This is a genomic window from Streptomyces sp. NPDC048734 (assembly GCF_043198675.1).
Lineage (GTDB): Bacteria > Actinomycetota > Actinomycetes > Streptomycetales > Streptomycetaceae > Streptomyces.
Map to the genome: position 1 here is coordinate 172,991 of NZ_JBICUZ010000009.1, position 19,619 is coordinate 192,609.

At 74.3% G+C, this 19,619-nt stretch carries 16 protein-coding genes and 1 pseudogene; 11 read left to right on the forward strand and 6 right to left on the reverse strand.

Annotation, left to right across the window (positions count from 1 at the left end; genetic code table 11):
• Window positions 1–54: 54 nt before the first annotated feature.
• The 5 genes and pseudogenes from ACGFQC_RS23865 (at window position 55) to ACGFQC_RS23885 (ending at window position 5,515) form a co-directional block, all read left to right on the forward strand.
• Window positions 55–957, forward strand: a complete 903-nt coding sequence (locus ACGFQC_RS23865; RefSeq protein ID WP_363089438.1) for a universal stress protein — start codon at window positions 55–57, stop codon at window positions 955–957.
• Window positions 958–1,029: 72 nt separating this feature from the next.
• A complete protein-coding gene (locus tag ACGFQC_RS23870; protein ID WP_363089437.1) occupies window positions 1,030–1,875 on the forward strand; it encodes an oxygenase MpaB family protein in 846 nt (281 codons plus the stop codon).
• Between the two features lie 128 nt (window positions 1,876–2,003).
• A complete protein-coding gene (locus ACGFQC_RS23875) occupies window positions 2,004–3,596 on the forward strand; it encodes an NAD(P)/FAD-dependent oxidoreductase (protein ID WP_363089436.1) in 1,593 nt (530 codons plus the stop codon).
• Between the two features lie 74 nt (window positions 3,597–3,670).
• Window positions 3,671–3,942: pseudogene (locus tag ACGFQC_RS23880) on the forward strand (transcriptional regulator); the annotation flags it as partial.
• A gap of 73 nt (window positions 3,943–4,015) precedes the next feature.
• Window positions 4,016–5,515 (forward strand): acyl-CoA synthetase, encoded by a 1,500-nt coding sequence (locus ACGFQC_RS23885; protein WP_363089435.1) that lies wholly within the window; start codon window positions 4,016–4,018, stop codon window positions 5,513–5,515.
• Between the two features lie 64 nt (window positions 5,516–5,579).
• On the opposite strand, the gene paaK is transcribed toward ACGFQC_RS23885, so the two are convergent.
• On the reverse strand, window positions 5,580–6,878 hold the full coding sequence (gene paaK, locus ACGFQC_RS23890) for a phenylacetate--CoA ligase PaaK (RefSeq protein ID WP_363089434.1): 1,299 nt from the start codon (window positions 6,876–6,878) through the stop codon (window positions 5,580–5,582).
• Between the two features lie 328 nt (window positions 6,879–7,206).
• Here paaK and ACGFQC_RS23895 point away from each other — a divergent pair, with 328 nt between their 5' ends.
• From ACGFQC_RS23895 to ACGFQC_RS23910, 4 genes are all read left to right on the forward strand, one after another.
• Complete coding sequence (locus tag ACGFQC_RS23895; protein ID WP_363089433.1) at window positions 7,207–7,449, forward strand: DUF397 domain-containing protein; 243 nt, start codon at window positions 7,207–7,209, stop codon at window positions 7,447–7,449.
• Window positions 7,450–7,696: 247 nt separating this feature from the next.
• Entirely contained in the window at window positions 7,697–8,596 is a 900-nt protein-coding gene (locus ACGFQC_RS23900) for a universal stress protein (protein ID WP_363089432.1), read from the forward strand.
• A gap of 42 nt (window positions 8,597–8,638) precedes the next feature.
• Entirely contained in the window at window positions 8,639–9,238 is a 600-nt protein-coding gene (locus ACGFQC_RS23905; protein ID WP_363089431.1) for an ABATE domain-containing protein, read from the forward strand.
• A gap of 99 nt (window positions 9,239–9,337) precedes the next feature.
• Window positions 9,338–9,835, forward strand: coding sequence for a hypothetical protein (locus tag ACGFQC_RS23910; protein WP_363089430.1), 498 nt, complete (start codon window positions 9,338–9,340; stop codon window positions 9,833–9,835).
• A gap of 6 nt (window positions 9,836–9,841) precedes the next feature.
• Here the strand turns inward: ACGFQC_RS23910 and ACGFQC_RS23915 are convergent, their stop codons facing one another.
• Together ACGFQC_RS23915 and ACGFQC_RS23920 are read right to left on the reverse strand one after the other, a co-directional pair.
• Window positions 9,842–11,812, reverse strand: a complete 1,971-nt coding sequence (locus ACGFQC_RS23915) for an N-acetylmuramoyl-L-alanine amidase (protein WP_363089429.1) — start codon at window positions 11,810–11,812, stop codon at window positions 9,842–9,844.
• Window positions 11,813–12,142: 330 nt separating this feature from the next.
• Complete coding sequence (locus ACGFQC_RS23920) at window positions 12,143–13,285, reverse strand: aminoglycoside phosphotransferase family protein (RefSeq protein WP_363089428.1); 1,143 nt, start codon at window positions 13,283–13,285, stop codon at window positions 12,143–12,145.
• Window positions 13,286–13,517: 232 nt separating this feature from the next.
• Between ACGFQC_RS23920 and ACGFQC_RS23925 the strand changes: the two genes are divergently transcribed.
• Entirely contained in the window at window positions 13,518–15,014 is a 1,497-nt protein-coding gene (locus tag ACGFQC_RS23925) for a hypothetical protein (RefSeq protein WP_363089427.1), read from the forward strand.
• A gap of 27 nt (window positions 15,015–15,041) precedes the next feature.
• On the opposite strand, the gene ACGFQC_RS23930 is transcribed toward ACGFQC_RS23925, so the two are convergent.
• Window positions 15,042–16,409, reverse strand: a complete 1,368-nt coding sequence (locus ACGFQC_RS23930; protein WP_363089426.1) for a SpoIIE family protein phosphatase — start codon at window positions 16,407–16,409, stop codon at window positions 15,042–15,044.
• A 413-nt stretch (window positions 16,410–16,822) separates the two neighbouring features.
• On the opposite strand from ACGFQC_RS23930, the gene ACGFQC_RS23935 reads away from it, so the two are divergent.
• Window positions 16,823–17,245 (forward strand): SsgA family sporulation/cell division regulator, encoded by a 423-nt coding sequence (locus ACGFQC_RS23935; protein WP_363089425.1) that lies wholly within the window; start codon window positions 16,823–16,825, stop codon window positions 17,243–17,245.
• A 13-nt stretch (window positions 17,246–17,258) separates the two neighbouring features.
• Here the strand turns inward: ACGFQC_RS23935 and ACGFQC_RS23940 are convergent, their stop codons facing one another.
• Both ACGFQC_RS23940 and ACGFQC_RS23945 read right to left on the reverse strand, forming a co-directional pair.
• Complete coding sequence (locus tag ACGFQC_RS23940; protein WP_363089424.1) at window positions 17,259–18,281, reverse strand: Gfo/Idh/MocA family oxidoreductase; 1,023 nt, start codon at window positions 18,279–18,281, stop codon at window positions 17,259–17,261.
• Between the two features lie 58 nt (window positions 18,282–18,339).
• Window positions 18,340–19,434, reverse strand: coding sequence for a chemotaxis protein (locus ACGFQC_RS23945; RefSeq protein ID WP_363089423.1), 1,095 nt, complete (start codon window positions 19,432–19,434; stop codon window positions 18,340–18,342).
• Between the last annotated feature and the right edge of the window lie 185 nt (window positions 19,435–19,619).

Genomic DNA, 19,619 nt, shown 5'->3' on the forward strand with positions numbered 1-19,619 from the left:
GCCCGCCGGGCGACGCTGGCACCGGAAGACAGAGCGAATGTGGGAGGTGCGGAGATGCTTCTGCCCGTGACCGCCGGAGTCGACGGATCCGCCGAGAGCCTGGCCGCCACCGCCTGGGCGGCCCGCGAGGCCGCCCGGCAGGACCGGCCACTGCACCTGGTGCACGCCCTGGCCTGGCAACCCCGGCACCAGGACGGCGACAGCACGGGCGCCGCCCGGCGGCATCTGGCCCGGCGCGCACTGCGACAGGCGGAGGAACGGGTCCGCGCCGAACGCCCCGGCGTGCGCCTCACCGACGAGCAGCTGGAAGGCCCGGCCACCGCCGCCCTGCTCAAGGCCGCGGACCGGTCCGGCCTGTTGGTCCTCGGCTCCCGCGGGCTGAGCGGTTTCACCGGATTCCTCGTCGGCTCCGTCGCGCTCGGCGTCGTCGCGCGGGCCGCGTGCCCCGTCGTCCTCGTGCGGGCGGACGAGGAGGCGGCGGACGAACACCTGCCGGCCGACGACGGGGGCGCCTCGACGGACACCGGATACCGGGACGTCGTGCTCGCCGTCGACCTCGGCGAGGCCTGCGACGAGGTCATCGAGTTCGCCTTCGAGGCGGCCCGGCTCCGCAACGCGCGCCTGCGCGCCGTGCACGCCTGGCACACGGCCGGCCCGGTCGGCCTCGGCGCCGGCGACATAGGCCTGGTGCGGGAGTCCTGGCAGGGCGAGGAATGGCTGGGCGTCCTCAAGGCCGCGCTCCAGGTGTGGCGCGACAAGTACCCCGACGTGGAGGTCCTGGAGACGGTGGTGGAGGACAGGCCGTCGAGCGCGCTCGTGAGGGCGGCGACCGGAGCGGGTCTCCTCGTCGTCGGCCACCGCGTCGCCGAACGCCCGGTCGGCCCCCGCACCGGACCCGTCACGCACGCCGCGATCCACCACGTCGGCTGCCCGGTGGCCGTCGTCCCGCACGCCTGAGGGGAGCGCCCGCACCGCATTCGGCCGGTCCGGACGGTGGCGTCGGCCGCCGATCCCGGCCACACTGCCGGTATGAGCGCCGACCCCGGCTTGTACGGCCCGGCCAGCGTGACGTGGCAGGCGCACGGCGATCCCATGATGTGGGTCGCCGGGATCCGCGCGCTCCACCTCCAGGCGCTGCACCCGCGCGCCGTACGCGGCGTCCTGCAGAACTCCGACTTCCGCCGCGACGCCTGGGGACGCCTCATGCGCACCGCGGACTTCGTCGGCACCACCACCTACGGCACCGCCGAGGCGGCCGAGAAGGCCGGGGCGCGGGTCCGCCGGATCCACCGCCTGCTGTCCGCGAACGACCCGGACACGGGGGAGCGGTACGGCATCGACGACCCCGCCCTGCTGCTGTGGGTGCACTGCGCCGAGATCGACTCCTACCTGCACGTCCTGCGCCGCTCCGGCTACCCCCTCACCGACACGGCCGCCGACCGCTACCTCGCCGAACACCGCGTCGCGGCCCGCCTGGTGGGCCTCGACCCCGACGCCGTACCCGCCGACAGGGCGGCGATGGCCGCCTACTTCGAGAAGGTGCGGCCCGAACTCGCCGCCGGGGACGACGCGCACGCGGTGGACGACTTCCTGCGCCGCCCGCCGACGCACCCCCTGCTCGTCCCGGCCCGCGCCGTGCTGTGGCGGCACGTGGCGGACCTGGCGTACGGCTCCCTGCCGCCGTACGCGCACGAGTTGTACGGCCGCCCCGCCCCGCCGCCCGCGACCGTCACCCGGCGGCTGCGGGCTACGGGCGCCGTCCTGCGCGCCGTCCCGGCACGTCTGCGCTGGCAGGTGCCGCCCCGGCACATCCTGCGGGCCGTGGCACGGCTCGGCCCCGGGGCGCGTCCGGCGCCGTACCGGGCCGCCCGGTAGGCAGGGCGCCGGGAGCCACCACCGGGGCAGGCCGCCGCCCCCGCTCGCGGTGGCCGGCCGGGAAGCGGTGCCGCGCCGGTGCCGGTCCGCCTCTGGCCGGTCCTGATCGCCCCGTGTTACGAAGAACCATGCCTGCACACCAGGGAGACCCCGGACGTCGTTCCTACGACGTCGTCATCGTCGGCGGCGGTCACAACGGGCTGGTCGCCGCCGCCTATCTGGCGCGGGCCGGGCGGTCCGTGCTGGTGCTGGAGCGGCTGGACCACACCGGGGGCGCCGCCGTCTCCACCCGGCCGTTCGCCGGCGTGGACGCCCGGCTGTCGCGCTACTCGTACCTGGTCAGCCTGCTGCCGTCGAAGATCGTGCGGGATCTCGGGCTGGACTTCCGGGTCCGGGGGCGCACCATCTCCTCGTACACGCCCGTGGAGCGTGACGGGCGGCCGACCGGGCTGCTCGTGGGCGGCGGCGAGGCACGCACCCGCGAGGCGTTCGCGCGGCTGACCGGCGGTGAGCGGGAGTACGCGGCCTGGCAGCGCTTCTACGGCATGACCGGGCGCCTCGCCGAACGCGTCTTCCCCACGCTCACCGAACCGCTGCCCACCCGCGAGGAGCTGCGCCGTCGCGTCGACGACGAGGAGACCTGGCGGATGCTCTTCGAGGAGCCCCTCGGCCTCGCCGTCGAGGAGCACTTCGCGGACGACCTGGTGCGCGGCGTCGTCCTGACGGACGCGTTGATCGGCACCTTCGCCGACGCCCACGACGCCTCCCTCAAGCAGAACCGCTGCTTCCTCTACCACGTGATCGGCGGCGGCACCGGCGCCTGGGACGTGCCCGTCGGAGGGATGGGGGCGCTCACCGACGCCCTGGCCGATGCCGCCCGGAGCGCGGGCGCCGTCCTCGCCACCGGCCACGAGGCCGTCCGGATCGACACCGACGGCCGCGGCGCCGAGGTCGTCCACCGCACCGCCGACGGCGAGGGCGTCACCGCCGCCCGCCACGTCCTGGTCAACGCCTCCCCGCAGGCGCTCGCCGCCCTCACCGCAGACACCCCGCCGGCCCCCGCCGAGGGCGCCCAGCTCAAGGTGAACATGCTGCTGAGACGGCTGCCCCGGCTCCGCGACACCTCCGTCGACCCGCGCGAGGCCTTCGCCGGCACCTTCCACATCGCCGAGGGCTACGCCCAACTGGCCGCCGCCCACGCCAGGGCCGCGGCCGGCGACCTGCCCACCGCCCCGCCGTCGGAGATCTACTGCCACTCCCTGACCGACCCGACGATCCTCGGCCCGGACCTGGCCCGGCGGGGCTGCCAGACGCTCACCCTGTTCGGTCTGCACACCCCCGCCCGGCTGTTCGAACGGGACAACGACGCCGTACGCGAGGAACTGCTCGAAGCCACCCTCGCCCAACTGGACGCGCACCTCGCCGAGCCGCTCGCCGACTGCCTGGCCACCGACGCCGACGGCCGCCCCTGCATCGAGGCGAGGACCCCGCTGGACCTGGAGCGCGACCTCGGGCTGCCCGGCGGCCACATCTTCCACCGTGACCTGGCCTGGCCGTACGCCCAGGACGGCGTCGGCCGCTGGGGCGTCGAGACCGCGCACGCCAACGTGCTGCTGTGCGGCGCCGGCGCGGTGCGCGGGGGAGGGGTCAGCGGGGTGCCGGGGCACAACGCGGCGATGGCGGTCCTGGAGGACCTCGCCCGGCGGGATCCCGCCGAATGAGGCCTCGCCGGACGAAACCCGCCCGCACGGCCCGGCGGGGCCCGGTTCCGGAGCGGCCCTTCCGGACCGCATGCCCCCGACGCCCGGAGCTGAGCGCTCTGATCGGCCAACTCCTCGACGACAGCGAGGAGTTGGACCGGCTGTGAGCCGTCCACGAGATCACCGCCCGGCCCATCCCGTGCAAGACCTCCGACCACCCCCTCGTCGGTCCGGTCACCGTCGACCACGACGTCCTGGACATCACCGACCGCGACCAGCGGGTCGTCCTCTGCACGGCCATCCCGACTCCCCCTCGGAGGAGGCGCTGCGGCTGCCGTCCGTGATCGGCACCCGGCGGACGGACGTCGGCCGCCGGGCGCGGGTATGCTCCCGCTCCGCCGGCTTGACCTGTCCCGGCGGTCCGCCGAGGATCATGTGCCATGACGCCCGGACACGGCAGCACCGTCGACGGGGTGCTGCGCCGCAGCGCCCGACGCACTCCCGCACGCGTCGCGGTGGAGTACCGCGACCGCACCTGGACCTACGGGGAACTGGACGAGGCGGTCTCCCGCGCGGCGGGCGTCCTGCTCGGCCGGGGCCTCGCCCCCGGCGACCGGGTGGGCGCCTACGGCCACAACTCCGACGCCTACCTCATCGCGTTCCTGGCCTGCGCCCGCGCCGGCCTGGTCCACGTCCCCGTCAACCAGAACCTCACCGGCGACGACCTCGCCTACATCGTCGGCCAGTCGGGCAGTGACCTGGTCCTCACCGACCCCGGCCTCGCCGGACGGCTCCCCGACGGCGTGCGGACCCTGCCGCTGCGCGACGCCGACGGCTCGCTCCTCGACCTGCTGGCGGCCGCCCCCGCGTACGACGGCCCCGAGCCGCGCTCCGAGGACCTGGTCCAGCTCCTCTACACCTCCGGCACGACGGCCCTTCCCAAGGGCGCGATGATGACGCACCGCGCCCTGGTCCACGAGTACCTCAGCGCGATCACCGCCCTCGACCTGAGCGCCGGCGACCGCCCCGCCCACGCGCTGCCGCTCTACCACTCGGCGCAGATGCACGTGTTCCTGCTCCCGTACCTCGCGGTGGGCGCCACCAACCTCATCCTCGACGCACCCGACGGCGACCGCCTGTTCGACCTGATCGAGGCGGGCCGGGTCGACAGCGTCTTCGCCCCGCCCACCGTGTGGATCGGCCTGACCAACCGGCCGGACTTCGCCACCCGCGACCTCGGCGGGCTGCGCAAGGCGTACTACGGGGCGTCGGTCATGCCGGTGCCGGTCCTGGAACGGCTGCGCGAGCGCCTGCCGAAGCTCGCCTTCTACAACTGCTTCGGGCAGAGCGAGATCGGCCCCCTCGCCACCGTCCTGGCCCCCGACGAGCACAAGGGCCGCATGGACTCCTGCGGGCGCACCGTCCTGTTCGTGGACGCGCGCGTGGTCGACGGGAACGGCGAGGACGTGCCCGACGGCACGCCGGGCGAGATCGTCTACCGTTCCCCGCAGTTGTGCGAGGGCTACTGGGACAAGCCCGAGGAGACCGCCGAGGCCTTCCGCGACGGCTGGTTCCACTCCGGTGACCTCGCCGTACGGGACGCCCACGGCTACTTCACGATCGTCGACCGGGTGAAGGACGTCATCAACTCCGGTGGTGTGCTGGTCGCCTCGCGGCAGGTCGAGGACGCCCTCTACGCACACGAGGCCGTCGCCGAGGCCGCCGTGATCGGCCTGCCCGACGAGAGGTGGATCGAGGCGGTCACCGCCGTCGTCGTCCCCCGCCGCGAGGTCACGGAGGACGAACTCGTCGCCCACGCCCGCGAGAAGCTCGCCGCGTTCAAGGCGCCCAAGCGGGTGCTGTTCGTGGACGAACTGCCGCGCAACGCCAGCGGGAAGATCCTCAAACGGGAGCTGCGCGACCGCTTCTCCGGCGCCTGACGCGTCGCCCCGGCCTTCCCGGCCGCCGCTTCCCGTGCCGGCGCAGGCCGGCTGCCCGTGCCGGCTACCCGCGCGGGCGCAGGTCGACGATCCGGCGGATCTTCCCCACCGACCGCTCCAGCGACTCCGGGTCCACGACCTCGACGGCGACCGAGACCCCGACACCGTCCTTCACGGCCGCGGCGATCGAACGGGCGGCCGTGTCACGGTCCCGGGGCGAGGCGTCGGGGCGGGCCTCGGCGCGGACCGTGAGGGCGTCGAGGCGGCCCTCACGGGTCAGTCGCAGCTGGAAGTGCGGGGCGACTGCGGGGGTGCGCAGCACGATCTCCTCGATCTGGGTGGGGAAGAGGTTCACCCCGCGCAGGATCACCATGTCGTCACTGCGGCCGGTCACCTTCCGCATCCGCCGGAACGGCCGCGCCGTGCCCGGCAGCAGCCGGGTCAGGTCCCGGGTCCGGTACCGGACCACGGGCATCGCCTCCTTGGTGAGCGAGGTGAACACCAGCTCGCCCTCCTCGCCCTCCGGCAGCACCTCGCCGGTGAACGGGTCGACGACCTCCGGGTAGAAGTGGTCCTCCCAGACGTGCAGCCCGTCCTTGGTCTCCACGCACTCCTGGGCGACGCCGGGGCCGATCACCTCCGACAGCCCGTATATGTCGACGGCGTCGATCGCGAACCGCTCCTCGATCTCCCGGCGCATCTCCTCCGTCCACGGCTCGGCGCCGAAGATCCCCACCCGCAGGGAGGTGCCGCGGGGATCGACGCCCTGCCGCTCGAACTCGTCGAGGAGGGTGAGCATGTAGGACGGGGTCACCATGATGATCCCCGGCTTCAGGTCCTGGATCAGCTGGACCTGCCGCGACGTCATGCCGCCGGACGCCGGGACGACCGTGCAGCCGAGCCGTTCGGCGCCGTAGTGGGCGCCCAGGCCGCCGGTGAACAGGCCGTAGCCGTAGGCCACGTGGACCGTGTCGCCGGGGCGTCCGCCCGCCGCCCGGATCGAGCGGGCCACCATGTCCGCCCACAGGGACAGGTCGTTCTCCGTGTACCCGACGACGGTGGGACGGCCGGTGGTGCCGCTGGAGGCATGGATGCGCCGGATCCGCTCGCGCGGCACCGCGAACATCCCGTACGGGTAGTTCTCGCGCAGGTCCGCCTTGGTGGTGAAGGGGAACCGGGACAGGTCGGCGAGTTCGCGGCAGTCGTCGGGGTGGACGCCCGCCTTGTCGAACGCGTCCCGGTAGAAGGGCACATGGGCGTACGCGTGCCGCAACGAGGCGCGCAGCCGCTCCAGTTGCAGCGCACGCAGCGCGTCCGGGCCGAGCCGTTCGCCCTCGTCCCGCGGATCCCTCACAGCCACCACGGACGCCTCCTCGCCAACCGCGCCGATCCGGACGACCGATCATTCGGTCGACGTCTCACGGGCCATTGATCCAGACGCGCGCCGGTGAGGCAAGGGGCCGGGCCGTGCTTTCGGGACCTCGAAGAACGCCGTTGCGCCCGAACCCGACCGGCCCCGAGGATCTGGGCATGCCGACCTTCACCGCACCCGACGGAACCCCGCTCGCTTACCACGCGGCTCGCGGGAACGGTGCCGCCGCGGTCCCGAAAGGTCCCCCTCACGTGCTCTGTCGGCGTCGGGGACCGGTCGCTAGGCTGGCCGCGGACGACGAACCGGGAGGAGCACGGACGTGGCCGAGAGCACGATCCAGCAGCAGCCGCTCGCGAGCTGGGACAAGCCGGAGCTGGACCTCAGCAACGCCGAGTGGCAGTCCAGCAGCCGGGGCCGGGGTGATGTCCAGATCGCCTTCGTCGAGGGATTCGTCGCGATGCGCAACAGCGGCCGTCCCGAGAGCCCTTCCCTGATCTTCACGCCCGCCGAGTGGGGGGCGTTCGTCTCGGGGGCACGCGAGGGGGAGTTCGACCTGACCTGAGCCCCGCCGACCGCGCCGGCCCACTGAGTCCGCCGGCCTGCCGACCCGCCCGTTCCGCGAGGCGGGCCGGGTCGCCCCGAGAGCCGCCGCGCCCGGCCGGGCGCGGCGGATCGTCACCTCGTCGGGCCGAACCGGCGGTGTCGTCCCCCATTTTCCGGACACGCGACCGGGGAGAGCCTGCCGGAGCCGGTGCCTGAGCCAGGCTGGCCCCGAGCAGGACGACGCTCGTATCCCGGAGGTGAGGACCATGAGCACGCTGCCGGTCGCCGTGGCGGTCGACGGTTCCGAGGACAGCTGGCGGGCCCTCGACTGGGCCGTGGACGCCGCACGCCGACGCCGGACGGCACTGCGCGTGTGCCACGTCCGCCACTACGCCGCGTGGACGCAGCCCGGCGCCCCGATCACCCTGCCCCCGCCCCCGGACGAGGACCCCGTCCTCAGTGACGCGCGCGCCCGGCTGGAAAGGACCGCGGACGGCACGGACGTGGAGTACGTCGGTCTCGACGGGGCGCCGGGCGCGCTGCTGCCCGAACTGGGAGCCGAGGCCGAACTGCTCGTGCTCGGGTCCCGGGGATGGGGCGGTTTCCGCAGCCTGCTGCTCGGCTCCAACGGCATGACCGCCGCCCGCGACGCCGAGTGCCCCGTCGTGATCGTGCCCCGGCCCGGCCGCGAGGTGGACGGCCCGCCGCCCGGGCCCGGCCCCCGCGTCGTCGTCGGGCTCAACGTGGACAGCCCCGACGACGCCGCCCTCGCCCTCGCCTTCACCGAGGCCGCCCTGCGGGACGCCCGCCTCCAGGTGGTCGCCGCCTATCCCTGGCCCGTCCAGACCTGGGCCGCACCCGGCGAGCTCCTTCCGACCGACATCGACCGGGGCGCCCTCGAACACGAGACCCGCACCCTCACCGACGGCTTCCTCGCCGCGCACCAACGGCGCCACCCCGAGGTCCGGGTGGAGCCGTACCCCGCCCCCGGCGACGCCGCCGGCCACCTCGTGGCCGCCTCCCGGGACGCCGAGCTGGTCGTGGTGGGCCGCCACCGCCGGCGCCTGCTGGCGCCCGCCCGCATGCTGGGCTCCGTCACCCACGCCGTCCTGCTGCACGCGGCGAGCCCGGTGGCGGTGGTGCCACCGGCACCCGCGGAGGAATGAGGCGCTCCTGCCGGCGGCCGCACGCGGCCTATCATCGGCCGCATGCAGGACGCGCTCCCCGCCGACAGCCGCCTCGCCCTCGACCTCGCACTGACCGTCCGGCACGACGGTCACGGTGGGGTCGCCGACGACCTCACCGACCCCGCGGGACTCACCGCCTGGGTCCGCGCCCACGCCGACGTCCTTCCGGTCGCCCCGGGCTACGCCGCCGACGCCCGGGACCTCGCCGCCGTCCGCGACCTGCGCGCCGCCGTCCGGGCCCTCTTCGCGCACGCCGTACGCCCCGGCGCGCCGAGCCCCGCCGACGCGGCCCGGCTGCTGTCCGTGGCCGAAGCCCTGGACCGCCTCAACACGGCCGCCGCCCGCCTGCCCACCGTCCCGGTCCTGCACTGGACCGACGGCGCCGCCCCGCGCGTGGGCCGGCGGCCCGTGCCGGACGGCGACGGCCTCGACGCCGCCCTCGCACAGGCCGTGATCGCCTTCCTGGCCGGCCCGGACCGGCAGCGCCTGCGCGCCTGCCACGCCCCGCGCTGCGTCCGCTACTTCCTCAAGGACCACCCGCGCCAGGAGTGGTGCGGGCCGTCCTGCGGGAACCGCGCCCGGGTGGCCCGCCACCACGAACGCCACAGACAGGCTTCGTAGCCCGGAAGGCCCCGCACCCCCGACGGGAGCCGCGCGACCACCCCGAACAGGCGACCGCCCGCAGGACGCCGACGGCCCCCCTACCCGTACCATGGCCCCATGTCGTTCCTCCGCCGCCGCAGTGCCACGCCCGCCGGGCCCGACTTCGACGTCCTGGCCATGGACCCGGGTGACTGGCCCGGCAACCTCGGCGCCGGCCTGCTGCCCGCCCCCGACGGCACGTGCCAGGGCGTCTTCCTGCGCTACGACCTCTTCGGCGGCCGCGGCCCCGCGATGATCATCGGCAACCTCCCCGAGGGCTCGCCGGCCCGTGAGGTCGCCCAGGGAGAGATTCCCTTCGAGGTGGCCCAACTGCTGCTCGCGCTGGAGAACGAGGAGGAGGTGACCGTCGTCGGCACCGAGGACATGCCGGTGATGCAGGGCGACAACCTCCTCATCGTGCGCCGCCTCAAGCTCTCCGAGAGCCGCATCTCCTGCGTGCAGTTCGACCGCAGCGACAACGTCCTGGTGACCATCGCCGCCTGGGACCGCCCCATCACCGACGACCTGTACGCCCTGCTGAAGCCGCTCCCGGCGGAGCTTTTCCAGCAGGGCTGAACGGACCTACGGCTTCGACAGCCGTACGTCCGCGGCCCGGACGAACGCCACCCGGTGCCCGTACTGGATCTCGTAGTACAGGTCCTCGCCGACGACCACCCGGTGCGAGTCGGCGGTGAAGTCGACCGCGTAGTAGTACTCGCCGGGCACCTCGTCACCGACCACGTACCTCTGTCCCGCAGGCAGCCGGTACGGCAGCGGCGACACCGACTGGACGGGCACGCCCTCCGGGTACGCCGACGCCTCCGGATAGGCGCGCCCGTAGACCGGCACGCTCTCCGCGCCGTCCTTCGCGGTCACCAGCAGTGCCTTGGCGGGCACGGCCGTCGGCTGCGCCGGGGGGTTGCGGAACCAGGCCTTCTGGCCCAGGTACCAGATCGCCGTCCAGTCGCCGAAGCGGTCGGCGACCGCGTACTGCTGGCCGGTGGAGACCCGTGAGGAGAGGTCGTTCACGCCCGTCGTCGGGGTCGTGCCGAGGCCGGGGTCCGTGATCAGGGCGGAGTCCTCGTCGTGGTCGGAGTACAGCCGCACCGCGCTCGAGCCGTGCGCCGCGCACGGCTCGCCCTTCGCCGTGCAGTCCGTGTACACCGGCCGGTTGGCGGAGTGGTCCGGCAGGATCGTCACCGCCCCGGCGTTCTCGCCGGCCGTGGCCTCGAAGGGCCGGCCCAGCAGCTCGAAGTAGTGCCGCCAGTCCCAGTACGGCCCCGGGTCGGTGTGCATGCCCGGCACGGTCGCCGCGGTCGGGCCGGGCACGGTGTCGTGCCCCAGGATGTGCTGCCGGTCCAGCGGGATGCCGTACTTCTTCGCCAGGTACCTCACCAGGCGCGCCGACGACCGGTACATCGCCTCCGTGTACCAGGAGTCCGGGGAGGCGAGGAAGCCCTCGTGCTCCAGGCCGATCGACGTGGCGTTGACGTACCAGTTGCCCGCGTGCCAGGCCACGTCCTTCGCCTTCACGTGCTGGGCGATGTGGCCGTCGGTGGAGCGCAGCGAGTACTGCCAGGACACGTAGGCGGGGTCCTGGACCAGGTTCAGGACCCCCTCCCAGCCGCCCTCGGTGTCGTGCACGACGATGTACTTGACGGACTGCGACGCCGGGCGGTCCCCCAGGTCGTGGTTGCCGTAGTCGTCGTCGCCGAACTGCTCGTACGGCGCCGGGATCCACTCGCAGGAGACCGACCCCGGGCACTCGGTGCCGGCCGCGGACGCCGTGCGCAGGCCGGTTTGCCGCAGCTGTCCCGTGTCGGGCGCCAGTCCCGGCCGCGCCGCCAGCGCCACCAGCTGGCCGGCGTCCGTGGTCCGCTCCTCGCCGGTGCGGATCACGTCGTACACGTCGTCGGCGTACCGGGCGGCCGTCGTGGTGTCGTCGGCGCCGGAGAAACGCGCCACGGCGCCGTACCAGGCGGCCGGATCGTCGGTCAGCGGCTCGCCCAGGTCCCGCTGTGCGGCGGCGAGCAGGGCGGCGCCGCCGGCCACGTTGGCGGCCGGGTCGGTGCGCAGCTCCCCGGGGCTCAGACCGGTCAGCTCCGCGGCCTCGGGGAGCGTCCTGAGGCGGGCCGGGATCTCGGTGCCGGCCGGGAGCGGCGCCTTCGGGCGCAGGGCGGCGCGGGCGTCGTCGCCGCGCGGGTCCTCCGTGCCCTCGCTGTGGTGCGGGGCGTCTGCCAGGGCGGTGCGGGCGTCCGTGAGGTGCATCGGACCGTAGCCGCCGGTCACGCTCGGCGCGCCGCCGTGCGCGTCCCAGCGGGACTGGAGGTAGGAGACGCCCAGCAGCACGCTCTGCGGCACGTCGTACGCGGCGGCCGCGGCGGCGAACGCCTGCTGCAGCCCCGTCGCCGACCGGTCCGCGGTGCCCGGTGACGGGGACGCGGCGAGCAGCGGGAACAGCAGAGCCGCCGAGGCGACGGCGCCGGCGGCTCTGCGGGTGCGTCCGGGACCGGTGGTGCGCGCCGGTCCGGGGTGGGTGGGGGATCCTCGCAATGCGGCCTCCTGGGACGAGCGGGCGGGGCGTGCGGGGCCGGACGTGGCTCAGTGGTACCGGCCTGCCGACGTTCCGTCAATCATGCCCACGGAAAGGCGATTTCCCATGTCAGCGAGGGCCGGGCGAGTTTCGTGGCGGGTGGCTCCGCCGCCTGCGGTCCGTCACCGGCGTACACCGGTGGCTCCGGTGGCTCCGGCGCGAAGGCGGCCGGCACGCGAAGGTCCGCGGTGCGCCGCCGTTCTGGCGCACCACCGACCTTTCTCGCCTCGGCGAGTGCGGATCGGCGCGGGCCGATCCGCACTCGCCACTCGCCTGTCCGCTCGAGCCGATCAGCGAGTGCCGACCGCCGCCCGGACGGCCCGGCGGGCCATCTGGCAGTCGTCGTGCAGCCGCCGCAGCAGCAACCGCTGCTCCTCGCCGGACGGCACGGCGCCCGGGTGGGCCGCCCCCGGGGCCGCGGGGGCCGAGTCGTGCATCGAACGCTGCACGGCCATCTCGTAGGTGCGGATCTCCCGGGTCAGCACCAGCATCAGGTTGACCAGGAAGGCGTCGCGTGAGGCCGGGCCCGCCGACTGGGCGATCTGGCTGATCTGGCGGCGCTCCGCCGGTGCCTCGCCGAGGACCGCCCACAGGGTCGCCAGGTCGTAGCCCGGCAGGTACCAGCCCGCGTGCTCCCAGTCCACCAGCACGGGACCGGCCGGTGACAGGAGCATGTTGGACAGCAGGGCGTCGCCGTGGCAGAACTGGCCCATGCCCTGCCGGCCCGCGGTCGCCGCGATGCCGTGCAGCAGCTTCTGGAGGTCCCCCAGGTCCCGGTCGGTCAGCAGACCCAGCTCGTGGTAGCGGGAGATCCGGGCCGCGTAGTCCAGCGGGGCGTCGAAGGTGCCGGCCGCGGGCCGCCAGGTGTTGAGCCGGCAGATCGCGCCGAGCGCCGCCCGGATGTCCGCGCGGGGCGGGGCCTCCGCGGGATGCCGTTGCAGGGCCGCCACGCGTCCGGGCATCCGTTCGATGACGAGGGTGCAGTTGTCCGGGTCCGCCGCGATCAGTCTCGGTGCCCGCACAGGGGGGCGGTGCCGGACGAACGTGCGGTACGCAGCTATCTCGTGCCGGATCCGCTCGGCCCACGCGGGGGAGTGGTCCAGTAAACACTTGGCGACGGCCGTGCTGCGTCCGGTCGTGCCGACCAGGAGCACGGAGCGGCCGTTGCGGCGCAGTACCTGCACGGGGGCGAACTCCGGGCAGATCCGGTGCACCGACGCGATCGCCGTACGCAGTTGGGCGCCCTGCGGGCCGGACAGGTCGAGTCTCCCGCTGAGGGGCTGGGTGCCGAGCCCCGCCGGGCGCCGGGCACCGCGGCCCGCGCCGAGCACGGGAGGTGCCGGCCGGGCGGGGGCGAGGTAGGGGCCGCCGCCGCCCGGGCGGGAGTGCAGCGACCGGGGCGGGGCGGACACGGAGGACGATGCTGTGTACATGGGCGAAACAGATCCCTTCGTGTGCCTGCGACATCGATGCGCCGCCCGGCCCGGCCTCCCGGGTGCACCCTGGGGAATGTCCCTCGGCGACCGGGGCGGGGTGGCGCACTCCTACCTGACACCTGTCGCCCAGTGGCACACCATCTGGCGCACCCTGGCGAACCCTGGCGAATAGTCGCCCGGCAACTTGCACGGGGCTACTGTCAACTCAGCCGAGAACCTGGGGGCTTACGTGAGCGGACAACCCAACACCCGCCTGGCGGACCTGTTCGGCCTGGCCGGCTGGTCCAAAGGGGAACTCGCGAGGCTGGTCAACCGGCAGGCGGCGGCCATGGGCCACCCCCAGCTGTCGACCGACACCTCCCGGGTGCGGCGGTGGATCGACAGGGGAGAGATCCCGCGCGATCCCGTGCCGCGGGTGCTGGCGGCTCTGTTCACCGAGCGTCTCGGCCGTGTCGTGACCATCGAGGACCTCGGTCTGGTCCGGCACGGGCGTGCGGGGAAACGGCCACGCGACGGGAGTGCGCAGCATCCCGACGGCGTGCCGTGGGCGCCCGAACGGACTGCCGAGGTCCTCACCGAATTCACGGGAATGGACCTCATGCTCAACCGACGCGGCTTGGTGGGCGCGGGTGCCGCGCTCGCCGCGGGATCAGCACTCAGCAGTGCCATGTACGACTGGCTGCACACCGACCCCACCCTCTCCGCCGGCGCTTCCGTCGCCGATCACCCCCTCCTGCACGCCGACTCCGCCGGGTTCGACCGTTACGAGGCCGCTCCCGTGGGGGCGGAGGAGGTCGACGAACTGGAGCGCTCGGTGGAGGTGTTCCGGGCCTGGGACGCCGCCCGTGGCGGCGGACTCCAGCGCAAGGCCGTGGTGGGCCAGCTCAACGAGGTGGGCGGCATGCTCGCCTACCGCCACCCACCCCATCTCCAGCGGCGCCTGTGGGGCGTCGCCGCGAACCTCGCCGTGCTCGCGGGCTGGATGTCGCACGACGTCGGCCTGGAGCCCACCGCCCAGAAGTACTTCGTGATCGCCGCCCATGCCGCGCGGGAGGGCGGCGACCGGCCCCGGGCGGGGGAGGCCCTCTCCCGGGCGGCCCGTCAGATGGTGCACATCGGCCGGCCCGACGAGGCCCTGGACCTCATGAAGCTGGCCCAGTCCGGTTCCGGTGACGCGGTGCTGCCGCGGACGCGGGCCATGTTCCACACCATCGAGGCCTGGGCCCAGGCCTCGATGGGCAAGGGGCAGGCCATGCGCCGCACGCTCGGGCAGGCGGAGGACCTGTTCGTCTCCGGCCGGATCGACGCGGAGACGCCGTCCTGGATGCAGACCTTCAAGGACGAGGACCTGTACGGCATGCAGGCCCTGGCCTATCGCACGCTCGCCGAGTTCGAGCCGGGGGCGGCCGTGCACGCCCGGTACTACGCGGAGAAGGCCCTCGCCCTGCGGGTCGACGGGCGGGAGCGGTCGAAGATCTTCGACCACCTGTCCATGGCCTCGGCCTGTTTCATCGCGGACGACCCCGAACAGGCCGACCGGTACGCGCGGCTGGCCCTGATGTCGATGGGGTCGAACTCCTCCCGGCGTACCTGGGACAGGCTGCGCGAGATGTACCGGCTCACCGCCGAGTACGCGAACTACCCGCGGATCAGCGAACTGCGCGAGGAGATCCGGCAGGCGCTGCCGAAGCCGAGGGGAGGCAAGAACAACACCGTTCAGGCGTAGATGAGTTGACGGTTATCGGTCTGTCGGTCACCGGGTGACCCGGGCGACGAGCACGCAGGCCTCGTCCGCGCGGCCGCCGTCGCCGCACTCCCGTGCGATCAGCCGTGCGCAGTCCTGTGCCGTGCGCAGTCCCGCCAGGCGCGGGGCCAGGTCCAGGAGGGGGTCCGGGCCGCGGGCGGGGACCAGCCCGTCCGTGTGCAGCACGAGTACGTCGCCCTCCTCCAGGGTCGTCTCGGCCTGCTCGGGGGCGGCACCCGGGCCGGCGCCGAGGGGGGTGCGGTCCGGTGTGTCCAGCCGGCGCCCCCTCCCGGCGCGCAACAGCAGCGGGCCGGGATGCCCGGCCTGTGCCCATGCCAGGGTGCGGGTGGCGGGCCGGTAGCGGCAGTACACGGTGGAGCACCGGGCCGACGGGGCGGCGGCGCTCAGTAACTGGTCCAGCCAGGAGAGCAGTTGGGCCGGGCCGGCGCCGGACATCGCCATGCCGCGCAGGGCGCCGAGCGTCGTCGCGGGGGTGGCGGTGGCGTCCGGGCCGTGCCCGGTGAGTGCGCCGGCGCCCAACAGCGTCTCGCCGCCGGGTAGTTCCAGGGCGTCGTACCAGCTGCCGTCGGTCGGGGAACTCGGCGTGGCGGGCAGGTGCCGGGCGGCGAGGTCGAGCGTGCCGGTGGTGCGCGGGAGCCGCGGGGAGGCGCGCCGGGAAGACGGCGTGGCCTCCCGCGGCCCGGCCGCGGGCCGGTACTCGGCCGGTGCCGGACGCCGGCGCAGGTGGAGCGAGTCACGGGTCGTGCCCACCGCGCGCCGGCTGCGGCGCAGTTCGCTGACGTCCCGCAGCACGGCCCACATCGAGGTGGTGCTGCCGCGGGCGTCGAGCACGGGCTCGCCCATCATGTGCACGGTCCGCACCTCGCCGTCCGGCCGGACGACCCGGAACTCGCCGTCGATGGGTTTCGCGTCGACGAGGCAGCCGGTGACCATGGCGGTCAGGTGCGGGCGGTCCTCCTCGATGACGAGGGACGGGAGTTCGTCGAGGGTGAGCGGCGGAGCGGCCGGGTCGCGGCCGACGATGCCGTGCAGTTCCGGGGACCAGGAGACCTCGTCGGTCAGCAGGTTCCACTCCGCGCTGCCGACCCGGCCGAGCGGCGACTCACGCGGGGGAGGGGGCGGTGGACCGTCCCGCAGTTGCGCCAAGTGCGCGTCGAGGTACTCGAGTTGGTGCAGTGCCAGGTCGCACAGTGCGCGCTGCCAGCGTCCCCGCGGGTCGAAGGTGTCCTCCTGCGCGTCCTGCCGCACGGCGTCCACGTCGCCCATGAGCCGTCGCGTCTGCGTGATCAGCGCGTCGACCTGGCCGCGTCCGGGCGTCCGGGCGGCTGGGCGGTCCGCGGAGAGAGGGGACGGCATGACGCACTCCGATGGGGACGGGACGGCCGGACTGGCGAAGGGGCCGTTACGACTGTGGCACAGCCCGCCACGCGGTGTAAGGGATTTGGCAACACACGATCCGGTGATGCGTCCGGCATATGCCACAGTCTTCACGGGCAGCTCGGGGGGTGCCGACGACGTAGGCCCCCGTCGGGGTGAGTCGTAGGCGGCGTACGCGACTTGAGTGACTTCCGGGGGGCACCTGGAGGTGATCACTCGGGTGTTCGGCGGTCACGTGTTCAGGGTGGGGGCCGGGAAGCGGCGCCGGGCCGGGCCACCGTGACGCAGGTCACAATAATTCACGCGGCTTTCCCGTAATGCGATCGGCCCCTGCGAGGTCCTACAAGCACACGCCGGAAACAGCCGACCACTCACCGCTGCGGAGAGCGCCCATGGATCCCGCCCGCGTCACCGTCGAACAGCCCGCCCGCGCCCGGCTCATCACCGCCGAGGAGCGGGATCTCCCCGTCCCCGCGACGCTCCGCTACACCTCCGCCGACCCGCTCGCCGTGCACCTCGACTTCCCGCCGGAGGTCTCCCTCCAGGGCGAGGCGGTCACCTGGACGTTCGGCCGCGCGCTGCTGGAGGAGGGGCTGGACGGACCGGCCGGCGGCGGTGACGTGCACATCTGGCCGTGCGGCCGGTCCCGGACGGTCGTGGAGTTCCACTCGCCGCTCGGGCTCGCCCTGCTGCAGTTCGACACGGCCGCGCTGCGCCGCTTCCTGCTGCGCAGCTACGCCGTGGTCGCCGCGGGCCGGGAGGACGTCGGCGCGGCGGTCGACGAGAGTCTGCACGCACTGCTCGGCAACGTGTGAGACCGCCCCGGCGTCAGCCGTACAGGGCCGGGCGCGGGGCGAGGTCGACGGCCACGCGCGCGCCGTCCGTGCCGTTGTCGAGCGCCCGCACCCCGGCCTCGGCGACGACGGAGGCCGCGTAGCCGTCCCAGGCGGTCGGGCCGGTGACCCGGCCCCGCCGGGCGGCGTCGACCCAGGCCTGCACCTCGCGGTCGTAGGCGTCGGCGAACCGGACGAGATAGTCCTGCGGCACGTCCGTGCCGGCCGAGCCGCGCGCGGTGACCAGCGGGCCGTGGTCGTCGCCGACGCGCGCGCTGCCCGCCTCGCACACGGCCTCGCAGCGCACCTGGTAGCCGAAGCCGCAGTTGACGAAGACCTCCACGTCGACCAGGGCGCCGCCGTCGGTCTCGAAGACCACGAACTGGGGGTCCAGCAGGCCCCGCGGGGCGCCGGACGACGGGCGGGGCCGCAGCACCGTGACCGCGGTCAGCTCCTGGCCGAGCAGCCAGCGGGCCGCGTCGATCTCGTGCGACACCGAGCTGTCGATCAGCATGGCGCTGGTGAAGCCGGGGGGCGAGGAGACGTTGCGGTGGGTGCAGTGCAGCATCAGGGGCCGGCCGAGCCGCCCGTCCTCCAGCAGCGCCCTGAGCCTGCGGTACCCGGCGTCGTAGCGCCGCATGAACCCGATCTGGGCGAGCCGCCGGCCGAGCCGGGCCTCCGCCTCCAGCACCCGCAGCGCCCCGGCCGGGTCCGGCACCATCGGCTTCTCGCACAGCACCGGAAGGCCGCGGGCGAACGCCGCCAGCAGCGCCTCCTCGTGCGCGGGACCCGGCGAGGCGATCAGGACGGCGTCCACGCCGGGCGCGTCCAGCGCGGCCTCGGCCGTGGTGTGCACCGAGGCTCCCTCTACGCCGGCGACGGCTTCCTCCGCACGGGCGGCGTCCGGATCGGCCACGGCGGCGACCCTGGCACCGCTCACCACCCGGTCGATCCGGCGTATGTGGTCGGCGCCCATGTGCCCGGCACCCAGCACCGCCACGCCCAGCAGTTCACCCACGTACGCGCTCCCTCCCGGCCGACGATCATGTGCAGCGTACGCCGACCGGGTGGGGGTTTCAGTAGCGCAGCACGCCCGCGATGCCGTCGGCGTCGCTCAGGGTGCCGTCCGGGACGAAGCGGACCTCGGCGCCCGTCTCCAGGCACTGCTCGACGATCTCGTCCACGATGTCGTCGCGGGAGTCGAGGTCGGTGCTCTCGGCCGGGATCAGGTGGTCGCCGTCGTCGCGGACCGTGACGCTGTAGTTCTCCTCCACGGCGAGGAGGCGGACACGGCCCTCCCGGGCGTTCTGCCACAGCTCGTCGACCCCGGCGGCGAAGGTGCGCCGGCCGCGGGCGGAGTCCAGCTCCCGGGCCACGGCGGCGGTGTCCCGGCGGGCCTCGGCGTCGTGCACCGGGCGGACCGCCTCCCACACCGCCTCCGGGGTGGCGTGGGTGAGGCCCCCGTGCGGCACGTGCACGGCGTCGCGGGTGCCTCCGCCGATCTCGTCCAGGAGGGACAGCGCGGCCGTCTCGCCGGTGACGTAGAGCCGGCGCGGTGCCTCGCGCAGCAGCCGGCCCATGGCGGTGTCGGCGTCGCGCAGGAAGTGGCGGGTGTCCTCGTCGCGGAAGGTGCTCGGCAGGTCGCCGGTGCGTTCCATCCGCTCGGCGTCGAAGTTCTCCCGGCTCCTGATGAGCGGGAAGCCGTGGGAGTGCTCCTCGGTGACCCGGTCGGCGCCGCCGCTCCACAGGGTGACGCGGTCGGCGGAGACCGACAGCACCCAGAACGGCCGCTCGGCGGCCTGCGCCGAGACGAGGTTGCGGGTGAGGAAGGTGTCCGAGAGGACGACGCGCTCCGGCACCGGGCGGGCCAGCGACCACACCTGGTGCTCGCCCGGTGCGGCGAAGATCACCAGGCCGTCCTCGGTGTACGTCAGGTCGACCTCCGAGAGGGCCCGGTCGAGCTGTTCCGCCACGTCCGCGCGCCGCTCCCGGGTGACCGCCGGATCGGCCTCGAGCTGCTTCTTGGCCTCGGCCACGACATTGCGCAGCCGGACCCGGTCCTGGGTGTTGTAGGGCTCCCGGCGATGTGTCGGCGTCAGCACGGACACCGCGGGATAGGGCCGCGGACGGCGCAGTTCGGAGAGGGTCGCGGGGCTCAGTTCGTGCTCCATATGAGCACGATAGGGCTGAATCGGAGGTACGGCATTTGGGGCAATGAAGCGGGATGAAGGAGGGCGAACCGGCGTGGGTGCGCCGGGACGCCGGGCCGCGGCCTCCTGGACGCGCCCCCTCGGCCGGAGCGCCCCCCGCCGCGTCCGGGCCCGTCCTCGACTTCCTCGACTTCCTCGGCGAACGA